We start from the raw sequence: 15620 nt of genomic DNA, 5'->3' as shown, positions 1-15620 counted from the left end.
CCCTGCGGGAGTACGGAGGTCAGTTCGGTATTCGGGCCGTCAACCGGTTCAGCCGCAGGGCGAGTTGGATCTCCAGGGCGCGGGCGGGACTCTGCCAGTCCTCGCCCAGGAGGCGGGCTACGCGCTCCAGGCGCTGGGCCACGGTGTTGACGTGGACGTGGAGGTCGTCCTTGGTGCGGGCCGGGCTCATGCCGCAGGCGAAGTACGCGTCGAGGGTGCGCACCAGATCGGTGCCGCGCCGCTCGTCGTAGGCGACGACCTCGCCGATGGTGCGCTCCACGAATCCCGCCACGTCCCGGTCACCGGCGAGCAGCAGTCCCAGGAAGCCGAAGTCGTCGGCGGCCGCGCCGTCACCGCAGCGGCCGAGCAGCCGCAGTGCCTCGACACACCGGCGGCCCTCCTGGTAGGCGGCGACCACCGCTTCGGGGTGGGCGGCGGGGCCCTGGACGGGCGCGGAGGCGCCTACGGTGACCGCCTCGTGGACGGCGGTGCCCAGATGGCGGGCGGTGCGGTGGGCGAGCTCCGTGGCGGTGTCACCCGGTGTCAGCGGCAGCAGCAGAACGGTGCCGCCGTCCCGGGCTGCGGCCAGGCCGTGCCGGGTCGCCGCGAGGTGGGAAGCGGCGGACCACAGCCGTCGCCGCGCGTCCGCCTCCTGGTCGGCGTCGGCCGCGTCTGCCTCCAGCCGCGCGGCGAGGACGACATGGGTGGCGTCGAGGTCGGCACGCAGCCGGGAGGCACGCTCACGCAGCATGCGCGGATCGCGGTCGCGGGCGTCGAGCAGGTCGTCCAGCAACTCGCCGCGGACGCGTTGTTCGGCCTCGGCGGCGGAGCGCCTGGCGAGCAGTAGCAGGGAGGTGACCATCGCGGCCCGCTCCAGCGTGCGCTGGTCGACGGGGTCGAGGCCGGGGTGGCCGCGCAGGACGAGGGCGCCGAGCAGTTCGCCGCCCGCGGTCACGGCGGCGATCCAGTCGTCCTCGTGCCGCACGGCGTGACCTTCCGCGCGGGACGTCTCCAGTGCTCCGGCCGGGGCCGCGCCGGCCTCGCTGAATTCGACCGTGCCCGCCAGGACCTGGGAGACGGCCGCCGCCACGTCGTGGACCCCGCCGCCGCGCAGGACCAGTTCGGCGAGCCGGTCGTGGACGTCGGAGGCCCGCTCGATGACGGCGCTGCGGTCCTGGATGATCTCGTGGGCGCGCTCCAGGCCCGCCAGTGCCGAGCGGGTCTCGGTGAGCAGGTTGGCGGTGTCGATGGCGGCCGCGGCCAGGGCGGCGAAGGAGCCGAGCAGGGCGATCTGCTCGCGCTCGAAGACCCGGGCGCGCCGGTCGGCGGCGAACAGCACCCCGATGACGTTGGCCCCCAGCATCAGTGGGACGCCGAGGATGGCGACCAGGCCCTCGTCGCTCACGCCCGCGTCGATGGTCGTGGTGTGCCGGAAGCGGTCGTCCCGGAAGTAGTCGTCGGTGACGTACGGGCGGGCCGTCTGGGCGACCAGGCCGCCGAGCCCCTCCCCCATGCCGAGGCGCAACTGCTGGAAGCGGGCGGCGACCGAGCCCTCGGTGACCCGCATGTAGGTGTCTCCCCTGACCGGGTCGTTCAGGCTGAGGTAGGCGACGTCGGTGCCGAGGAGGGAGCGGGCCCGCTGCACGATCGCCTGGAGGACGGCGTCCACGTCGCGCAGGCCCGCGAGGTCGTGGGCCGTTGCGAAGAGTGCCGACAGCTCGGCCTCCCGCCGACGGCGGCCCTCCAGTTCGGAGCGCACCCGCAGGGCGAGCCGCTTGGCGTGTTCGAGCGCGGTGATCCGCTCGGCCGGCAGTCCTTCGGCGCGCGCGAGCAGCACCGGCCGGTCATAGGCCTCGGCGGGCGCGCCGCGGGCGAGCAGTTCCAGGAAGGGCGCCTCGGCACCACCGGGACCGCCGGGCACACCCGCCGCACCGGGCACACCCGCCGTACCTGGCGCACTCGCCGCACCGGGCACACCTGGCACGTCCGTCGCAGCGGGCACGGCGGGGCCCGCCTCGGCACCGTGCGCGGCGGCCTCGGCATCGCTGACGGAGCGCTCGACCGGCTCCACGTGATCGCGGGACATGCTCACAGGATTCCTCATGTCCGAACCGGCCCGTCAGGCCTGTGGAAAACTCCGGGCCCGCCGCTCACCGGGCAGGTCAGTGTGCCGTCCAGCCGCCGTCCATGACCAGGGAGGTTCCGGTCACGAAGGACGCTCCGGGGCCGCACAGATAGGCGACGGCATCGGCGACCTCCTCCGGTTCGATGAGCCGCTTGAGCGCGCTGTCCCGCAGGAGCACCTCGGCCAGGACGCGCTCCTGCGGCAGGTCGTGCGCCCGCGCCTGGTCGGCGAGCTGCTTCTCGACCAGCGGGGTGCGCACATAGGCGGGGTTCACGCAGTTGGAGGTGACGCCGTGCGACGCGCCTTCGAGGGCGGCCGTCTTGGACAGTCCCTCGAGCCCGTGCTTGGCGGCCACGTACGCCGACTTGTAGGGCGAGGCGCGCAGTCCGTGCACGGAGGAGACGTTGACGATGCGGCCCCAGCCCTGCCCGTACATGTGGGGCAGGGCGCCGCGGATGAGCCGGAACGGTGCCTCCAGCATCACCGTGAGGACCGTGTGGAAGACGTCCGGCGGGAACTCCTCCAGGGGGCGTACCAGTTGCAGGCCGGCGTTGTTGACCAGGACGTCGGTGCCGGCGGCCGCGAGTTCGGCGGCGTCGAGGTCCGTGAGGTCCAGGAGGTGCGGCTCGACGACGCCCGGCAGTCCCGCGGCGCTCTCGGTGAGTGTCTCCAGGCCCGTGGCGTCCCGGTCGACCGCGCGCACCTTGGCCCCGGCGGCCGCCAGCCGCAGCACGCATGCGCGGCCGATACCGCCGGCGGCGCCGGTGACGAGGGCGGTGCGACCGTGGAGGTCGAGGAAGGGGGCGGAGGGACCAGGGGCGGCGTGGGGCGTGGTCATGCCTGTGACCATAGGCAGCGCCGCCGACTCACCCCATATGGTCCGCCTCCATACTTCAGCTGGAACTCATGGAGTCGAACCATGTGGGCTCGTCCGACAGCGCCTGCTTGATCCGGAACAGCGCGAACTCGTTCAGGTCGGGCAGGGCGTCCACCGCGAACCACCCCACCTCCAGCGACTCGTCGTCGTTGACGCGGGCCTCGCCGCCCACGGCACGGCAGCGGAAGGTGATGTCCATGTACTGGCAGACGTCGCCGTTGTCGTACGTGACCGGCTCCAGCGCCTGGACGAGGACGACCCGTTCGACCACGCACCGCACCGCGGTCTCCTCGAAGACCTCCCGCACGGCGCAGACGGCGGGCTGCTCCCCGGGGTCGGGGATGCCGCCGATCACCGCCCACTCGCGCGTGTCCGAGCGGCGGCCGAGCAGCACGCGGCCGGCGTCGTCGAAGACGAGGGCGGTGACTCCGGGCAGCCACAGCAACTGGTGGCCCGCGACGGCCCGGATCTCGCGGATGAAGTCAGGAGTAGGCATGGACCGACCCTAACGAGGAGCTCCGACGGCGCCGCGCGGGTGGGGGACGCGCTCGCCGGGCGTACGGTCACACGCCACCGGCGCGCCGCCCGCGCACCCCGGCCCCGATCGCCCACCCGAGCCCGCCGGCGGCGACGAGCAGGAGGGTGATCTCGGGCAGGATGCCGAGCTTCGTCGCGGGGGTCCGCGAGGAGCGCAGCGGGACCTTCTGGACCAGGGAGTCCGCGACGAACATGCCGGTCTTCTGGCTGATCCTGCCGTCGGGCATGATGATCGCGCTGACCCCGCTGGTCACCGGCACGGTGACGGTCCGGCTGTGCTCGACGGCACGCACGCGTGACATGGCGAGCTGCTGGTAGGTCATCTCGCTGCGGTCGAAGGTGGCGTTGTTGCTGGGTACGGAGATGAGCTGCGCGCCGTGGGTGACGGTGTCACGCACGGCCCAGTCGAAGGCAGCCTCGTAGCAGGTGGCGAGGCCGACCTCGGCGTCGCCGAAGTCGAACACGCCGGGCGCGGTGCCCCGGCTGAAGTCCTGGTGGACCATCGAGGTCCACTCGTCGTTGACGGCGCCGATGAGGGAGCGCAGCGGGAGGTACTCGCCGAAGGGCTGGACCTGCCGCTTGTCGTAGGTCTGGGTGGCGCCCTTGTCGGGGTCCCACAGGATCTGCTCGTTGTAGAGCTTGCCGTCGCGTTCGACGACGCCGCCGACGGAGATGGGCGCGTCGATCGCCTCGGCCGCCTGCTCGATGACGGTGGCGGCGTCCGGGTTGGCGAAGGGGTCGATGTCGGATGAGTTCTCGGGCCACAGCACGAAGTCGGGCTGGTCCACCTTGCCGGTCCTGACCTCGGCGGCCAGTCGCTCCGTCTCGCGCGCGTGGTAGTCGAGGACGGCCCGGCGCTGGGAGTTGAAGTCCAGTCCGAGACGGGGCACGTTGCCCTGGATGACCGCCACCGTCGCGGTGCCGTCCTCCGCCTCGTCACTGACCAGCGGGCGGGCGGCCGCGGCGGCCAGGACCGGGACGGCCATGCTGATCAGGGCGACGGCGGCGGCCGACCGCCGCACCTCGCGCGTGCGGCGCCACTCGAGACCCGTCCGTACCGCCTCACAGAGGCCGAAACCGCACAGGACGACCACGAAGCCGAGGACCGGAGTGCCGCCCAGCGCGGCCACCGGCAGGAAGACGCCGTCCGCCTGGCCGAACGCGATCTTGCCCCAGGGGAAACCGCGGAAGGGTACGCGTGCGCGTGCCGCCTCTCCGGCGATCCAGATCGCCGCCGCCCACACCGGCCAGCCCGGCAGCTTCGAGACCGCCGCGACGCCCGCGCCGGCCAGCGCCACGAAGATCGCCTCGATGAGCACCAGCGCGATCCAGGGGCCGGGGCCCACCTCGACGCCCGTCCACACCAGCAGCGGCAGCAGGAAGCCGAGACCGAAGAGGTAGCCCAGGCCGAGTCCCGCCTTCCAGCCCCGGCCGCGCAGCAGCCCGCCGAGGAGGGCGAAGGCGGGCAGGGCCAGCCACCACAGGGTGCGCGGCGGGAAGCTGACGTACAGGAGCACTCCGGAGAGCGCCGCGGTGGCTGCCGGGACCAGACGCGGGAGCCGTGCGCCGCGCGAGGGCGCGGTCGAGGGCTCCGGCTGGGCCGCGGAAAGAGCGGTGACGGTCACTCCGGGAGTGTACGGCGGGTCGTCTTTCGGCCGGCGGCACGGTCCCCGGTGCCTCCCGCACGACACCTGCCCGAACCGTCCGGCAGCCGTTACGGTGAGGCAGTGCTCCTGTCGCGCGGGGCGGCCGGGGAGGTTTTCACGGTCCTGGGGCGACCGGGTACGGGGGTGGGGCGTGGGGTCGAGGGGGATGGCGTTTGCGGACGACGAGGACGCGGAAAGACACATCGTTTCCGACGCCGCGGTGTGGTGGTCCTCGGGAGCTGCGCCACCTGGTCCCTGGTGACCGCCGCCGTGCAGGGCGGCCGTCCCGAGGGCGTCCTGCTCGCGGTGCTGGCCGTGGCCGCCGGTTACGCGGCGGGACGGATCTCCGGCGTGCTGCTGCCCGTCGCGGCGCCCTGCGCCGCGGCCCTGGCCGGTCTCGCCCTGACGGTGGCCCTGCCACGGCTCGGCACGGGACCCGAGACCGTCGCACCGCTGGGCCACGCCGGTGCCACCGCGGCGGTGCTCACCCTGTCGGCGGGGGCCGCCTGCTGCGCGGCCTGGGCGGCTCCCGCGCCCGCACCGCGGCTCGTGCTGCACCTGCTGGGCGGCGGCATGGCACTGGCCGGGGCCGCGCTGGGTTCGACCACCGCGACGGTGACCTGCGCCGCCGTCGTGCTGTGCTCCCTGCTCGCCGGGTGCATGTCCCACCGGGGGCGCGGCCTGGCCGGGTCGGCACTGGTCGCCACCGCGGTCACGGGCCTGACCTGGGCGGCCGCCGGCGCCGCACTGCCCGGTGGGCTCACCGCGTCGCTGGAGGACCGGCTCACGCCCCGTCGGATCGACCTGTGGCGCGACGCCCTCGCCCTGGCGCGGCACGACGCCGGCCTCGGCGTGGGGCCGGGACGCTTCGGCGAACTGAGCAGGACGGCGGCGCGGACCACGCTGTCGGACGCCAGACCGCACTCGGCGCCGTTCCAGATGGCGGCGGAACAGGGGGGTCGTCGGGGTGCTGCTGCTGGCCGCGGCCTTCGGCTGGATGCTGTTCGCCCTGTGGCACGCGGCCCGTCCTACGCCGGTCGTGCTGAGTGCGGGTGCCGCGCTGACGGGTCTGGCGGCCGTGGCCTCGGTCGGCAACGCGCTGAGCTTCACCACGGTCTCGGTCGGCGCGGGTCTGCTGGCGGTTCTGGCCACGGCCCGCCCCCTCGCGGTCGAACCGGCGCCGGGCGCGGTCCCGTGACGTTCGGGACGGGACCTGCGCTCCCGTGACGGCCGTCCGGCAGTCTGAGTCAGTGCGTCGCGTCCGGCGTGCCCTGCCGCAGGCGCGCCCGGATGACCCGTACGGCGGACTCCGCGTCGTCCACGGTGATCGTGAAGGTGTGCCCGTCCCAGAGCCGCAGGACCACGCCCTCCCCGCGCCGTACGACGACGGCGGTGCCCTTCTCGGGGCGCCAGCGGTAGCCCCAGCCGCCCCAGTGGCGCGGAGTGACATGCGGCTCGAAGTCGACTCCGGCGACGTGGGACAGCGGGATCCGGCGGCGCGGTACGCCGATGTGCCCGCAGCGCACTTCGAGGGACTCCTTGTCGAGCTTCAGGTCGACGTGGACGAAGGCGAGGGTGCCGAAGAGGACCAGCATTCCCGCGGCGATGCAGCCGACCACGGCCATGGCGAGCGGCGCGATGGAGGACGTCCAAGCGGACCCGACCGCCAGTTCGATACCGAGCGCCATGCAGGCCGCCCCGCCGAGCGCGAGCAGCCACTGGAACCGGTTGGTGGCCCGCCCGTGCCACACATCGGGGTGCGGGGCGGTCTCCTCGTGGGGGTGGTGGTCCCTCATATTGACGAGGTTACTCAGGTTTCGCTCCGCCGGTACCGTGTCGCGGAGGGTGACTGGGCCGGCCGGACCACCGGCGGACCGCGCACGTCCGCCGTGTGAGACGCGGTCACCGGGCGGGGCTGACCTCCTGGAGGAGTCGGCCTTCCGCGTAGGCGAGCGCGGGCGCCGGCAGCGCGCCCTCGCGGCCGCTGAGGAGAACCGTCACCGCGCCGAGGACCTGGGCCGCGGGATCGGGGCGCGAGCCGATGCGGCGCAGCGCCTGGGCGGCCACGGCACCGGCCGATCCGTGCAGGACGAGCGGCGGGCGGCCGGCGCCCTGGACGGCGGCGCGAATGCGCTCGGCGACCAGTTCGTAATGGGTGCAGCCCAGGACGACGGTGGTCACCTCGTCGGGGGTCAGCGCGGCGGCCGCCGCGACCGCCGCGTCGATCGCCGTCTCGTCGGCGTGCTCCACGGCCTCGGCCAGCCCCCAGCAGGGCACCTCGGTCACCGTGACGCCGTCGGCGAAGTCGTCGATGAGGCCGCGCTGGTAGGGGCTGCCGGTGGTGGCGGGGGTGGCCCAGATGGCGACGGGGCCGCCGCCGGCCGCGGCGGGCTTGATCGCGGGTACGGTCCCGATCACCGGGATGCCCGGTTCGAGGCGGGCCCGCAGGGTGGGCAGCGCGTGCACGGTCGCCGTGTTGCAGCCGATGATCAGGGCGTCGGGCCGGTGGGCGGCGGCGGCCTCCGCGACCGCGAGCGCGCGTGCCGTGAGGTCCCCTGGCGTGCGCGGGCCCCAGGGCATGCCGTCGGGGTCCAGGGAGAGCACCAGATCAGCGTCGGGTCGCAGGCGCCGTACCGCGGCGGTGGCCGCCAGCAGCCCGATTCCGGAGTCCATGAGCGCGATCTTCACCCGGCCACGATAGACGATGTGCTCCTGGGGCCCGCTCCCGTGGGGCAGACTGCGCGCGTGAGCGCCGTCGTGTGGATCTCCGCCGTTTCTCTCGCCGCCTGGCTGTGGCTGCTGCTCTGCCAGGGCTTCTTCTGGCGCACGGACGTCCGGCTGCCCCCGCGCGCGGAGCCCGCGGGGGCCGGGCCGTGGCCGTCGGTCTGCGTGGTCGTCCCCGCGCGCGACGAGGCGGCGGTGCTCCCCGCCAGTCTGCCGTCGCTGCTCGCACAGGACTATCCGGGGCGGGCGGAGGTCTTCCTCGTCGACGACGGCAGCTCCGACGGCACCGGGGAACTGGCACGCGAGCTGGCCCGGCGGCACGGCGGGCTGACGCTGACCGTGGACTCGCCGGGCGAGCCGCCGCCCGGCTGGACGGGGAAGCTGTGGGCGGTGCGGCACGGCATCGCGCTGGCACGCGCGCGTGGACCCGCGTACCTGCTTCTGACGGACGCCGACATCGCGCACGCGCCCGACAGCCTGCGGGAGCTGGTCGCCGCGGCGCGCACCGGCGGCTTCGACCTCGTCTCCCAGATGGCACGGCTGCGGGTGGAGAGCGTGTGGGAGCGGCTGGTCGTGCCGGCGTTCGTCTACTTCTTCGCGCAGCTGTACCCGTTCCGCCGGATCGGCCGGCCCGGGACGCGGACGGCGGCCGCGGCGGGCGGCTGCGTCCTGCTGCGCGCGGAGGCGGCCGGGCGGGCCCGGATCCCGGAGGCCATCCGGCACGCCGTCATCGACGACGTGGCGCTCGCGCGTGCGGTGAAGGGTTCGGGGGGCCGCGTCTGGCTGGGGCTGGCCGACCGGGTGGACAGCGTGCGCCCGTACCCGGGGCTGCACGACCTGTGGCGGATGGTCTCGCGCAGCGCCTACGCGCAACTGCGGCACAACCCGTTGCTGCTGCTCGGCACGGTGCTGGGCCTCGCCCTGGTCTACCTGGTGCCGCCGCTCGCGCTGCTCGGCGGACTCGCCCTCGCCGTCCCGGCCGCCGCGGTACCGGGCGGCCTCGCGTGGCTGGTGATGACGGGGACGTACCTGCCGATGCTCCGCTACTACCGTCAGCCGCTGTGGCTCGCCCCGCTGCTGCCTTTCACCGCCCTCCTCTATCTGCTGATGACGGTGGATTCCGCGGTTCAGCACTACCGGGGGCGGGGAGCGGCCTGGAAGGGCCGTACCTACGCCCGTCCGGACACGGTGGCCGACGAGGGCTGAGCCCGCACCCGCTGCCGCGGCCTACTTGCGGCCGGGCGTCCAGTTCATGCCCCAGCCGTAGGCGTGGTCCACGGTCCGCTGCGGGCTCACCCCGCGCTCGGGCACCAGGTAGCGGGCCTCGCGCCGGACGACGAGGTCGTCGCCGGTGCGGGTGATCAGCGCGAGCGCGCACACGGTCGAGGGGACGGTGCACTCGTCCAGGGAGAAGTCGATCGCGGCCCCGAACTGCGGCTGCAACGTCACCGTGGCGTGCAGGTCGGCGAAGGAGCGGGCGCCCTCGTAGACGGTCACGAAGACGAGGACGCGCCGGAAGGCGTTTTTGTGGTCGAGGTTGATCGTGAGGTTCTCCCCGGTGGCCACGGCGCCCGTGCGGTCGTCGCCGTCGAGGAGGATGTAGGGCGGCTGGTGCAGGGCGCCGAGGGCGTTGCCGAGGGCCTGTACGACCCCCTTGCGTCCGTCGGCCAGCTCGAACAGCGCGCACAGGTCGAGGTCGAGGTCGTTGTGGAGCGCGACCGCCCGGCCGCGTTTGCCGCCCCACTGGGAGAACTGCCTGCGCACCTCCCAGTTGAGGTTCACCCGCATGACGCCCGAGGTGCCTCCCTGCTTGGTCAGCGACACCGACGGAGCGGCCTTGGTGAGCGTCACCTTGGTGAGGCGGACCGGGGCCGCGGGCGGGGCAGGCGGCGGGGGCGGGGCGGCGTGGACGGGCGGGGGCACGGTGACCGGGAAGGCGGGCACGGGCGGTGGCGTCGGGGCGGTGAGCGGTCGCGGTGCGGTGGACTGCGGTGCGGTGGACTGCGGTGCGGTGGACTGCGGTGCGTCGACGGTGATTCCGTAGTCCGTGGCCAGACCTTCCAGGCCGCTGTCGTAGCCCTGGCCGACGGCGCGGAACTTCCAGGCGCCCTGGCGGCGGTAGAACTCGCCGAGGACGAACGCCGTCTCGACGGTCGCGCCGGTGGCCTCGTACCGGGCCACCACCGTGTTCCGTCCCGCGTCCCGCACCTCGACGGCGAGGTCGGGCACCTGCCCGAAGGCACCGCCGTCCGCCGAGGCGGCCAGGACGACGGTCTCGATGGCGGGCTCCACGCGCGCGAGGTCGACGAGCAGCGTGTCGGTCACCCTGCCGCCCAGGTCCCGTCTGCCCTCGTGCCGGACCGCGCCGGAGGAGTGGGCCGGCTGGTTGTAGAAGACGAAGTCGGCGTCCGAACGGACCTTCCCGGCGACCAGCAGCAGGGCCGAGGCGTACGCGTCGGGGACGCCCGGTCCCGACCGGCGGCCCACCTCGACCCGCAGCGCCGTCGTCGGCACCGGAACATTCGATCCCTTCGGCATGGACATGTCCGCCCCCATCGCCTTCACCGGCCGGCCCGCACGTTCCGGCACCCTTCGGGTTGTCTGCTCGTCAACCTATTCGCCCGGACCCGGAACGCCCATCCGCAGGGCCACAAGATCCCTGGCCAACCGCCGGTAACCCACCGGGAACTCGGCCTTTACACGATTTGGACCACGATTGCCGCCCCTTTTTGCCAAGTTCGCTCGCATTGGGTATCCGAAGTCATCGCCGACGCGGAAAACAACCCTCTTATCGGTCTCCCCAACCAGCACATCGTGGGCTTAACTTATGTGCCATGACCTCCCCCCGCTCCACCTATGGCGGCGGCTACTACTCCGCCTCCTTCCCGGACACTCCGATCTACGACTCGCTCGTGGCCGAGCGGGGCACCCCGCAGATCGCCCCGATCCGGGTCCCCGCCGCCTACGACACGGGCAGCAGCCTGCCCGCGTTGCCGTCGGCACTGCCCGCCCTCCCGGCGGCCCCGTCCTCGTACGGCTACGGCTACCCGCAGGCGCAGCAGCCCGCTCCGCTGCAGCAGGCGCCGGCCGCCTACATCCCGCCGCAGGCCACCGCACCGCGCGGTTATCCCGGCCCGCAGATGCAGCAGCCGCCACGCCCCGCCGGACCCGGCACGGGGTACGAGGCGATGCGCCCCGCGGCTCCCCGGCCCGCCGCGCCCCAGTACCAGGACCCGTACAACAACCAGCAGTACCGCGGTTACTGAGCCGCCCCGGGGACAGTCGCCGCCACCTGGCAGGATGAGGCCATGGGGAATGCCGAGCTGCTGTCGATCCACGTCCATCCGGTCAAGGCGTTCCGGGGCCAGGCGCCCCGGGAGGCCGAAGTGGAGCCCTGGGGACTGGCCGGAGACCGACGCTGGGCGCTGATCGACCACGGGGGAAAGGTCGTCACCCAGCGTCAGCAGCCGCGCCTCGCACAAGCCGCCGCCGAGCTCCTGCCCGGCGGCGGTGTCCGTCTGTCCGCGCCCGGTCTGGCGCCGCTGGCCGTCTCCGTGCCGCGGCCGATCGGAACGGTCCCGCTGGACATCTTCCGCGACAAGGTGGAGGGGGTCCTCGCCGACGAGGCCGCGCACGCCTGGTGCAGCGCCCACCTCGGCGCCGACGTGCGTCTGGTGCACATGGACGATCCCGCGAAGCGCCGCGCCGTCGACCCCGAGTACGGGCTGCCCGGCGAGACGGTCGCGTTCGCCGACGGGTATCCGCTGCTGGTCACCACGGTCGCCTCGCTCGACGCCCTCAACTCGCTGATCGCGCGGGGTGAGCACGCCGCGGAGGGGCCGCTGCCGATGAACCGCTTCCGGCCGAACGTGGTCGTGACGGGCACGGAACCGTGGGCCGAGGACGGCTGGTCGCGTCTGACCATCGGCGAGGTCGCCTTCCGGGTCGCCAAGCCGTGCGGCCGGTGCGCGGTGACCACGACCGACCAGACCACCGCGGAGCGCGGCAAGGAGCCCCTCCACACGCTGGGGCGGCATCGGCGGCTGGGCGGAAAACTGGTCTTCGGACAGAACCTGGTGCCCCTCTCCCGTGGCACCGTCCGGGTGGGCGACCCGGTCACCGTCGTGGGCTGACGAGCGCGGCGGATTCGGCGCGGCCCTGCTCACCGCGGGCGTCGTCGAGTGGCTCCGAAGACTCGCCGTCCGGCAGATGGTCCGCCGTCGGTACGCCCGTTGGGACCAGGCCTGGGACCGGGCGGGCCCGGACCGGGGCCGCACCGGCGCCGGCGGCTGACAGCCTTCCGCCTCTGGTCAACCCACCGCCCGCGCGCACGCTACGGTGGACCGGCCGAGCATTCGGCATCGACCCGCGCGCGAGGGAGCCGCAGGGGTGCGGCACGGCCGGCGCACCCCGCGAACGACCGAGTGATCAGCAAGACCGAGGTGGGGGCACAGCAACGCCATGGCACAGGGCACGGTCCAGGTGACGCACACCGGCACATCGAGGTGGCGGCGCCGTACGGGTGAGTACGCGTCGCTCGCCGCCGCTCTGGAGGCCGCGGCCGAGGGCGACGTGCTCACCATCGCTCCCGGCACCTACCGGGAGAACCTCGTCGTGCAGCGTGCGGTGACCCTGCGCGGCCCCGAGGGCTCCCCCGGCTCCGTCCGCATCGCGCCCGTCGACGGCGTGCCGTTGACCGTGCGGGCCTCGGCCGTGGTGCAGGACCTGCACGTGGAGGGCCAGGACGCGGCGGCGCCCGCGGTGCTCGTCGAGGAGGGCACTCCCGAGCTGCTGGACCTGCGGATCGTCACGCGGTCCGCGGCCGGCGTCGAGGTGCGCGGCGGCGCGCGTCCGACGGTCCGGCGGTGCACCGTCGACAACCCGGCCGGCATCGGCATCGCCGTGGTCGACGGCGGCGGCGGTGTCTTCGAGGAGTGCGAGGTCGTCGCGGCCGGACAGGCCGGCGTCGCCGTGCGCGGGGGCGGTCGTCCCCGGCTGGAACGCTGCCGGGTGCACCACACCTCCGGGGCCGGCCTGAGCGCGACCGGCGACAACTCCGCCCTGGAGGCGGTGGGTTGCGAGGTCTACGAGGTCCGGGGCAGTGGTGTGCAGATCACCGCCCGCGCCACCGCGCACCTCACCGACTGCGATGTGCACCGCACCACCGCCGACGGGGTCACGCTCGACACGGACGCCGTGCTCACCCTGGCCGACTGCCGGATCCACGACATTCCCGAGAACGCGGTCGATCTGCGCTCGCGCTCCGTCCTGACGCTGACGCGGACGACGGTGCGTCAGTTCGGGCGCAACGGCCTGTCGGTGTGGGACCCGGGCACCCGGGTCGACGCCAACCAGTGCGAGATCTTCGACAGCACCGGTGACTACCCGGCCGTCTGGGTCAGCGACGGCGCCACCGTGGTCCTCGACTCCTGCCGGGTGCACGACGTGCCGGACGCCCTGTTCGTCCTCGACCGCGGTTCGCGCGCGGACGTCGTCGACAGCGACCTCTTCCAGGTGCGCAACACGGCCGTGTCGGTCAGCGACGGCGCGACCGCCCAGCTCGACGACTGCCGGATCCGGGACGCGGCGACCGGCGCCTGGTTCCGCGACCACGGCAGCGGCGGCACGCTCAACAACTGCACCGTGGGCGCCACCCAGACCGGTGTGATCGTCACCAAGGGCGCCGACCCCATGGTGGAGCGCTGCACCGTCGACGCTCCAGCCGAGGCCGGCTTCTACGTGTCGGCGGGCGGCCGCGGCAGCTTCCTGAACTGCCGGGTCACCAACAGCGGCGGCTACGGCTTCCACGTGATAGACGGCTGCCGTACGACGCTGCGCAAGTGCCGGACCGAGCGCTGCGCGCGGCGGGGGTACGAGTTCGCGGACGCCGGCCCGGACGCCGCGGCCGGCTCCGGGCCCGTGGTCGAGGACTGCACGAGCGACGAGAGCGCCGGCGTCCCCACGCCGGGCGCGCGGGAGACCGCCGTGGAAGCGGCGCCCTCCTCGCCGGGGCTGCTCGGCGCGCTCCCCGAGCAGCGTGCCACCGTGCCCGAGGCGCGACCGGTCGCGACCGAGCCGGAGCGGCCGGTGCGGGCCTCCACGGACGTGATGGGCGAACTCGACGCCCTGGTGGGTCTGGAGAGCGTCAAGCGCGAGGTGCGGGCGCTGACCGACATGATCGAGGTGGGCCGGCGCCGGCAGCAGGCCGGTCTGAAAGCGGCCTCGGTCAAGCGGCATCTGGTCTTCACCGGCTCCCCCGGCACCGGCAAGACGACGGTCGCGCGTCTCTACGGCGAGATCCTCGCCGCGCTGCACGTCCTGGAGAAGGGGCATCTGGTCGAGGTGTCGCGCGTCGACCTGGTCGGCGAGCACATCGGCTCGACCGCGATCCGCACCCAGGAGGCCTTCGAGCGGGCGCGCGGCGGTGTGCTGTTCATCGACGAGGCGTACGCGCTCTCCCCGGAGGACGCCGGGCGTGATTTCGGCAAGGAGGCCATCGACACGCTCGTGAAGCTGATGGAGGACCACCGGGACGCCGTGGTGGTGATCGTCGCCGGGTACACGGCCGAGATGGAGCGGTTCCTGTCGGTCAACCCCGGTGTGGCGTCGCGTTTCTCGCGGACCATCACCTTCGGCGACTACGGCCCCGACGAACTGCTGCGGATCGTCGAGCAGCAGGCCGAGGAGCACGAGTACCGGCTGGCGCCGGGCGCCTCGGAGGCGCTCCTGAAGTACTTCACGGAGATCCCCAAGGGCGCCGCCTTCGGCAACGGCCGCACCGCCCGCCAGACCTTCGAGGCGATGGTGGAACGCCACGCGAGCCGCGTCGCCCACGTCCCGGACCCGAGCACGGACGACCTGACCCTGCTGTACGCGGAGGACCTGCCGGAGCCGCCCTAGCCGGAGTTCGCGGCCCTGCACTGCTTCGCCCTCGACGGCACCGAACCACCGCAGCCACGACGAGCAGAACGCCGCCATCGCCTCCTACGTCCGCCGGCGCAACGCCCGAGCCGAGCCGAAGACGAACTTCGCGCCGGACTCACCGATCCGCGCCTGGACCGACTACACCGCCAGGGCCGTCTGACGCACTTCTACGATTTTCGCATGAGTGACACGAACCCGGCAGACGAACAACTTCAGACCGCTCGACTGTCGTTGCGGCGTCCGACCGAAGCCGACATCGACGCGATCTTCGCGATCCACCGTGACCCCGAAACCTGCGTGCACAACCCCTCCGACGCGCTCACACGGCTCGACGAGGCCGGGGAGCTGTATCGGCGCTGGAACGACCAGTGGCAGCGGTGCGGATACGGGTACTGGGTCGTCCGACGCCACGGCTCCGCCCTGCACCTAGGATTCTGCGGGGTCAAGCCCGTGGAACTGCACGGCATGAAAGTCCTCAACCTCTTCTACCGCTTCGCCACCTCGGCCTGGGGTCAAGGCTTCGCCGGCGAGGCCGCAGCGACGGTCACCACATGGGCATCCCGCCGCGTTCCCGACCTCCCACTGATCGCCCGCGTCCGGCCGGCCAACATCGCCTCGCAGCACGTGGCAGTGCGCGCGGGCCTGACCCGAGCAGAGCACCTCGACGAAACCGGATACGACGGCCTCGACTGGATCTACGCGGCAAGGCTGCCGAACTGAGCAGCCCCGGACACGGACAGACCTCACCGAACGCCGTGTACATGGCCGTTCGACGTTCTGAGATGAG

The 15620-nt window shown here is 73.4% G+C and carries 12 protein-coding genes and 1 pseudogene; 6 read left to right on the top strand and 7 right to left on the bottom strand.

Features of this window, described 5'->3' with window-relative positions:
* Positions 1 to 19: 19 nt before the first annotated feature.
* The 4 genes from ACGFQC_RS21355 to lnt all read right to left on the bottom strand — a co-directional run bounded on the left by ACGFQC_RS21355 (position 20) and on the right by lnt (position 5164).
* A complete protein-coding gene (locus tag ACGFQC_RS21355) occupies positions 20 to 2086 on the bottom strand; it encodes a GAF domain-containing protein (protein WP_363090198.1) in 2067 nt (688 codons plus the stop codon).
* A 76-nt stretch (positions 2087 to 2162) separates the two neighbouring features.
* Positions 2163 to 2963, bottom strand: a complete 801-nt coding sequence (locus ACGFQC_RS21350) for a 3-hydroxybutyrate dehydrogenase (RefSeq protein WP_363090199.1) — start codon at positions 2961 to 2963, stop codon at positions 2163 to 2165.
* Positions 2964 to 3018: 55 nt separating this feature from the next.
* Positions 3019 to 3498: an NUDIX domain-containing protein gene (locus tag ACGFQC_RS21345; protein WP_363090200.1), complete on the bottom strand. Its 480-nt coding sequence runs from the start codon at positions 3496 to 3498 to the stop codon at positions 3019 to 3021.
* 67 nt (positions 3499 to 3565) lie between these two features.
* Positions 3566 to 5164, bottom strand: a complete 1599-nt coding sequence (gene lnt, locus ACGFQC_RS21340; protein ID WP_363090201.1) for an apolipoprotein N-acyltransferase — start codon at positions 5162 to 5164, stop codon at positions 3566 to 3568.
* 243 nt (positions 5165 to 5407) lie between these two features.
* Between lnt and ACGFQC_RS21335 the strand changes: the two are divergent.
* A pseudogene (locus tag ACGFQC_RS21335) lies at positions 5408 to 6383 on the top strand (O-antigen ligase family protein).
* Positions 6384 to 6432: 49 nt separating this feature from the next.
* On the opposite strand, the gene ACGFQC_RS21330 reads toward ACGFQC_RS21335, so the two are convergent.
* Together ACGFQC_RS21330 and ACGFQC_RS21325 are read right to left on the bottom strand one after the other, a co-directional pair.
* On the bottom strand, positions 6433 to 6981 hold the full coding sequence (locus tag ACGFQC_RS21330; protein ID WP_363090202.1) for a hypothetical protein: 549 nt from the start codon (positions 6979 to 6981) through the stop codon (positions 6433 to 6435).
* 106 nt (positions 6982 to 7087) lie between these two features.
* The gene (locus ACGFQC_RS21325) at positions 7088 to 7873 is read right to left on the bottom strand and encodes an aspartate/glutamate racemase family protein (RefSeq protein ID WP_363090203.1); all 786 of its coding nucleotides are present in this window, start codon (positions 7871 to 7873) and stop codon (positions 7088 to 7090) included.
* Positions 7874 to 7912: 39 nt separating this feature from the next.
* Between ACGFQC_RS21325 and ACGFQC_RS21320 the strand changes: the two genes are divergently transcribed.
* Positions 7913 to 9115 (top strand): glycosyltransferase, encoded by a 1203-nt coding sequence (locus ACGFQC_RS21320; RefSeq protein WP_363090204.1) that lies wholly within the window; start codon positions 7913 to 7915, stop codon positions 9113 to 9115.
* A 21-nt stretch (positions 9116 to 9136) separates the two neighbouring features.
* Here the strand turns inward: ACGFQC_RS21320 and ACGFQC_RS21315 are convergent, their stop codons facing one another.
* Positions 9137 to 10447 carry a TerD family protein gene (locus tag ACGFQC_RS21315; protein ID WP_363090333.1) on the bottom strand — a complete coding sequence of 437 codons (1311 nt, stop codon included), beginning with the start codon at positions 10445 to 10447 and terminating at the stop codon, positions 9137 to 9139.
* 296 nt (positions 10448 to 10743) lie between these two features.
* Between ACGFQC_RS21315 and ACGFQC_RS21310 the strand changes: the two genes are divergently transcribed.
* From ACGFQC_RS21310 to ACGFQC_RS21295, 4 genes are all read left to right on the top strand, one after another.
* Positions 10744 to 11175 (top strand): DUF6643 family protein, encoded by a 432-nt coding sequence (locus tag ACGFQC_RS21310; RefSeq protein WP_363090205.1) that lies wholly within the window; start codon positions 10744 to 10746, stop codon positions 11173 to 11175.
* A 42-nt stretch (positions 11176 to 11217) separates the two neighbouring features.
* A complete protein-coding gene (locus ACGFQC_RS21305; protein WP_363090206.1) occupies positions 11218 to 12042 on the top strand; it encodes an MOSC N-terminal beta barrel domain-containing protein in 825 nt (274 codons plus the stop codon).
* 328 nt (positions 12043 to 12370) lie between these two features.
* Complete coding sequence (locus ACGFQC_RS21300) at positions 12371 to 14809, top strand: right-handed parallel beta-helix repeat-containing protein (RefSeq protein WP_363090207.1); 2439 nt, start codon at positions 12371 to 12373, stop codon at positions 14807 to 14809.
* 204 nt (positions 14810 to 15013) lie between these two features.
* The gene (locus ACGFQC_RS21295) at positions 15014 to 15553 is read left to right on the top strand and encodes a GNAT family N-acetyltransferase (RefSeq protein WP_363090208.1); all 540 of its coding nucleotides are present in this window, start codon (positions 15014 to 15016) and stop codon (positions 15551 to 15553) included.
* Positions 15554 to 15620: the final 67 nt, after the last annotated feature.

Origin of the sequence: Streptomyces sp. NPDC048734, from assembly GCF_043198675.1 — a bacterium.
GTDB lineage: Bacteria > Actinomycetota > Actinomycetes > Streptomycetales > Streptomycetaceae > Streptomyces.
This window is presented reverse-complemented; position numbering and strand designations above follow the sequence as displayed.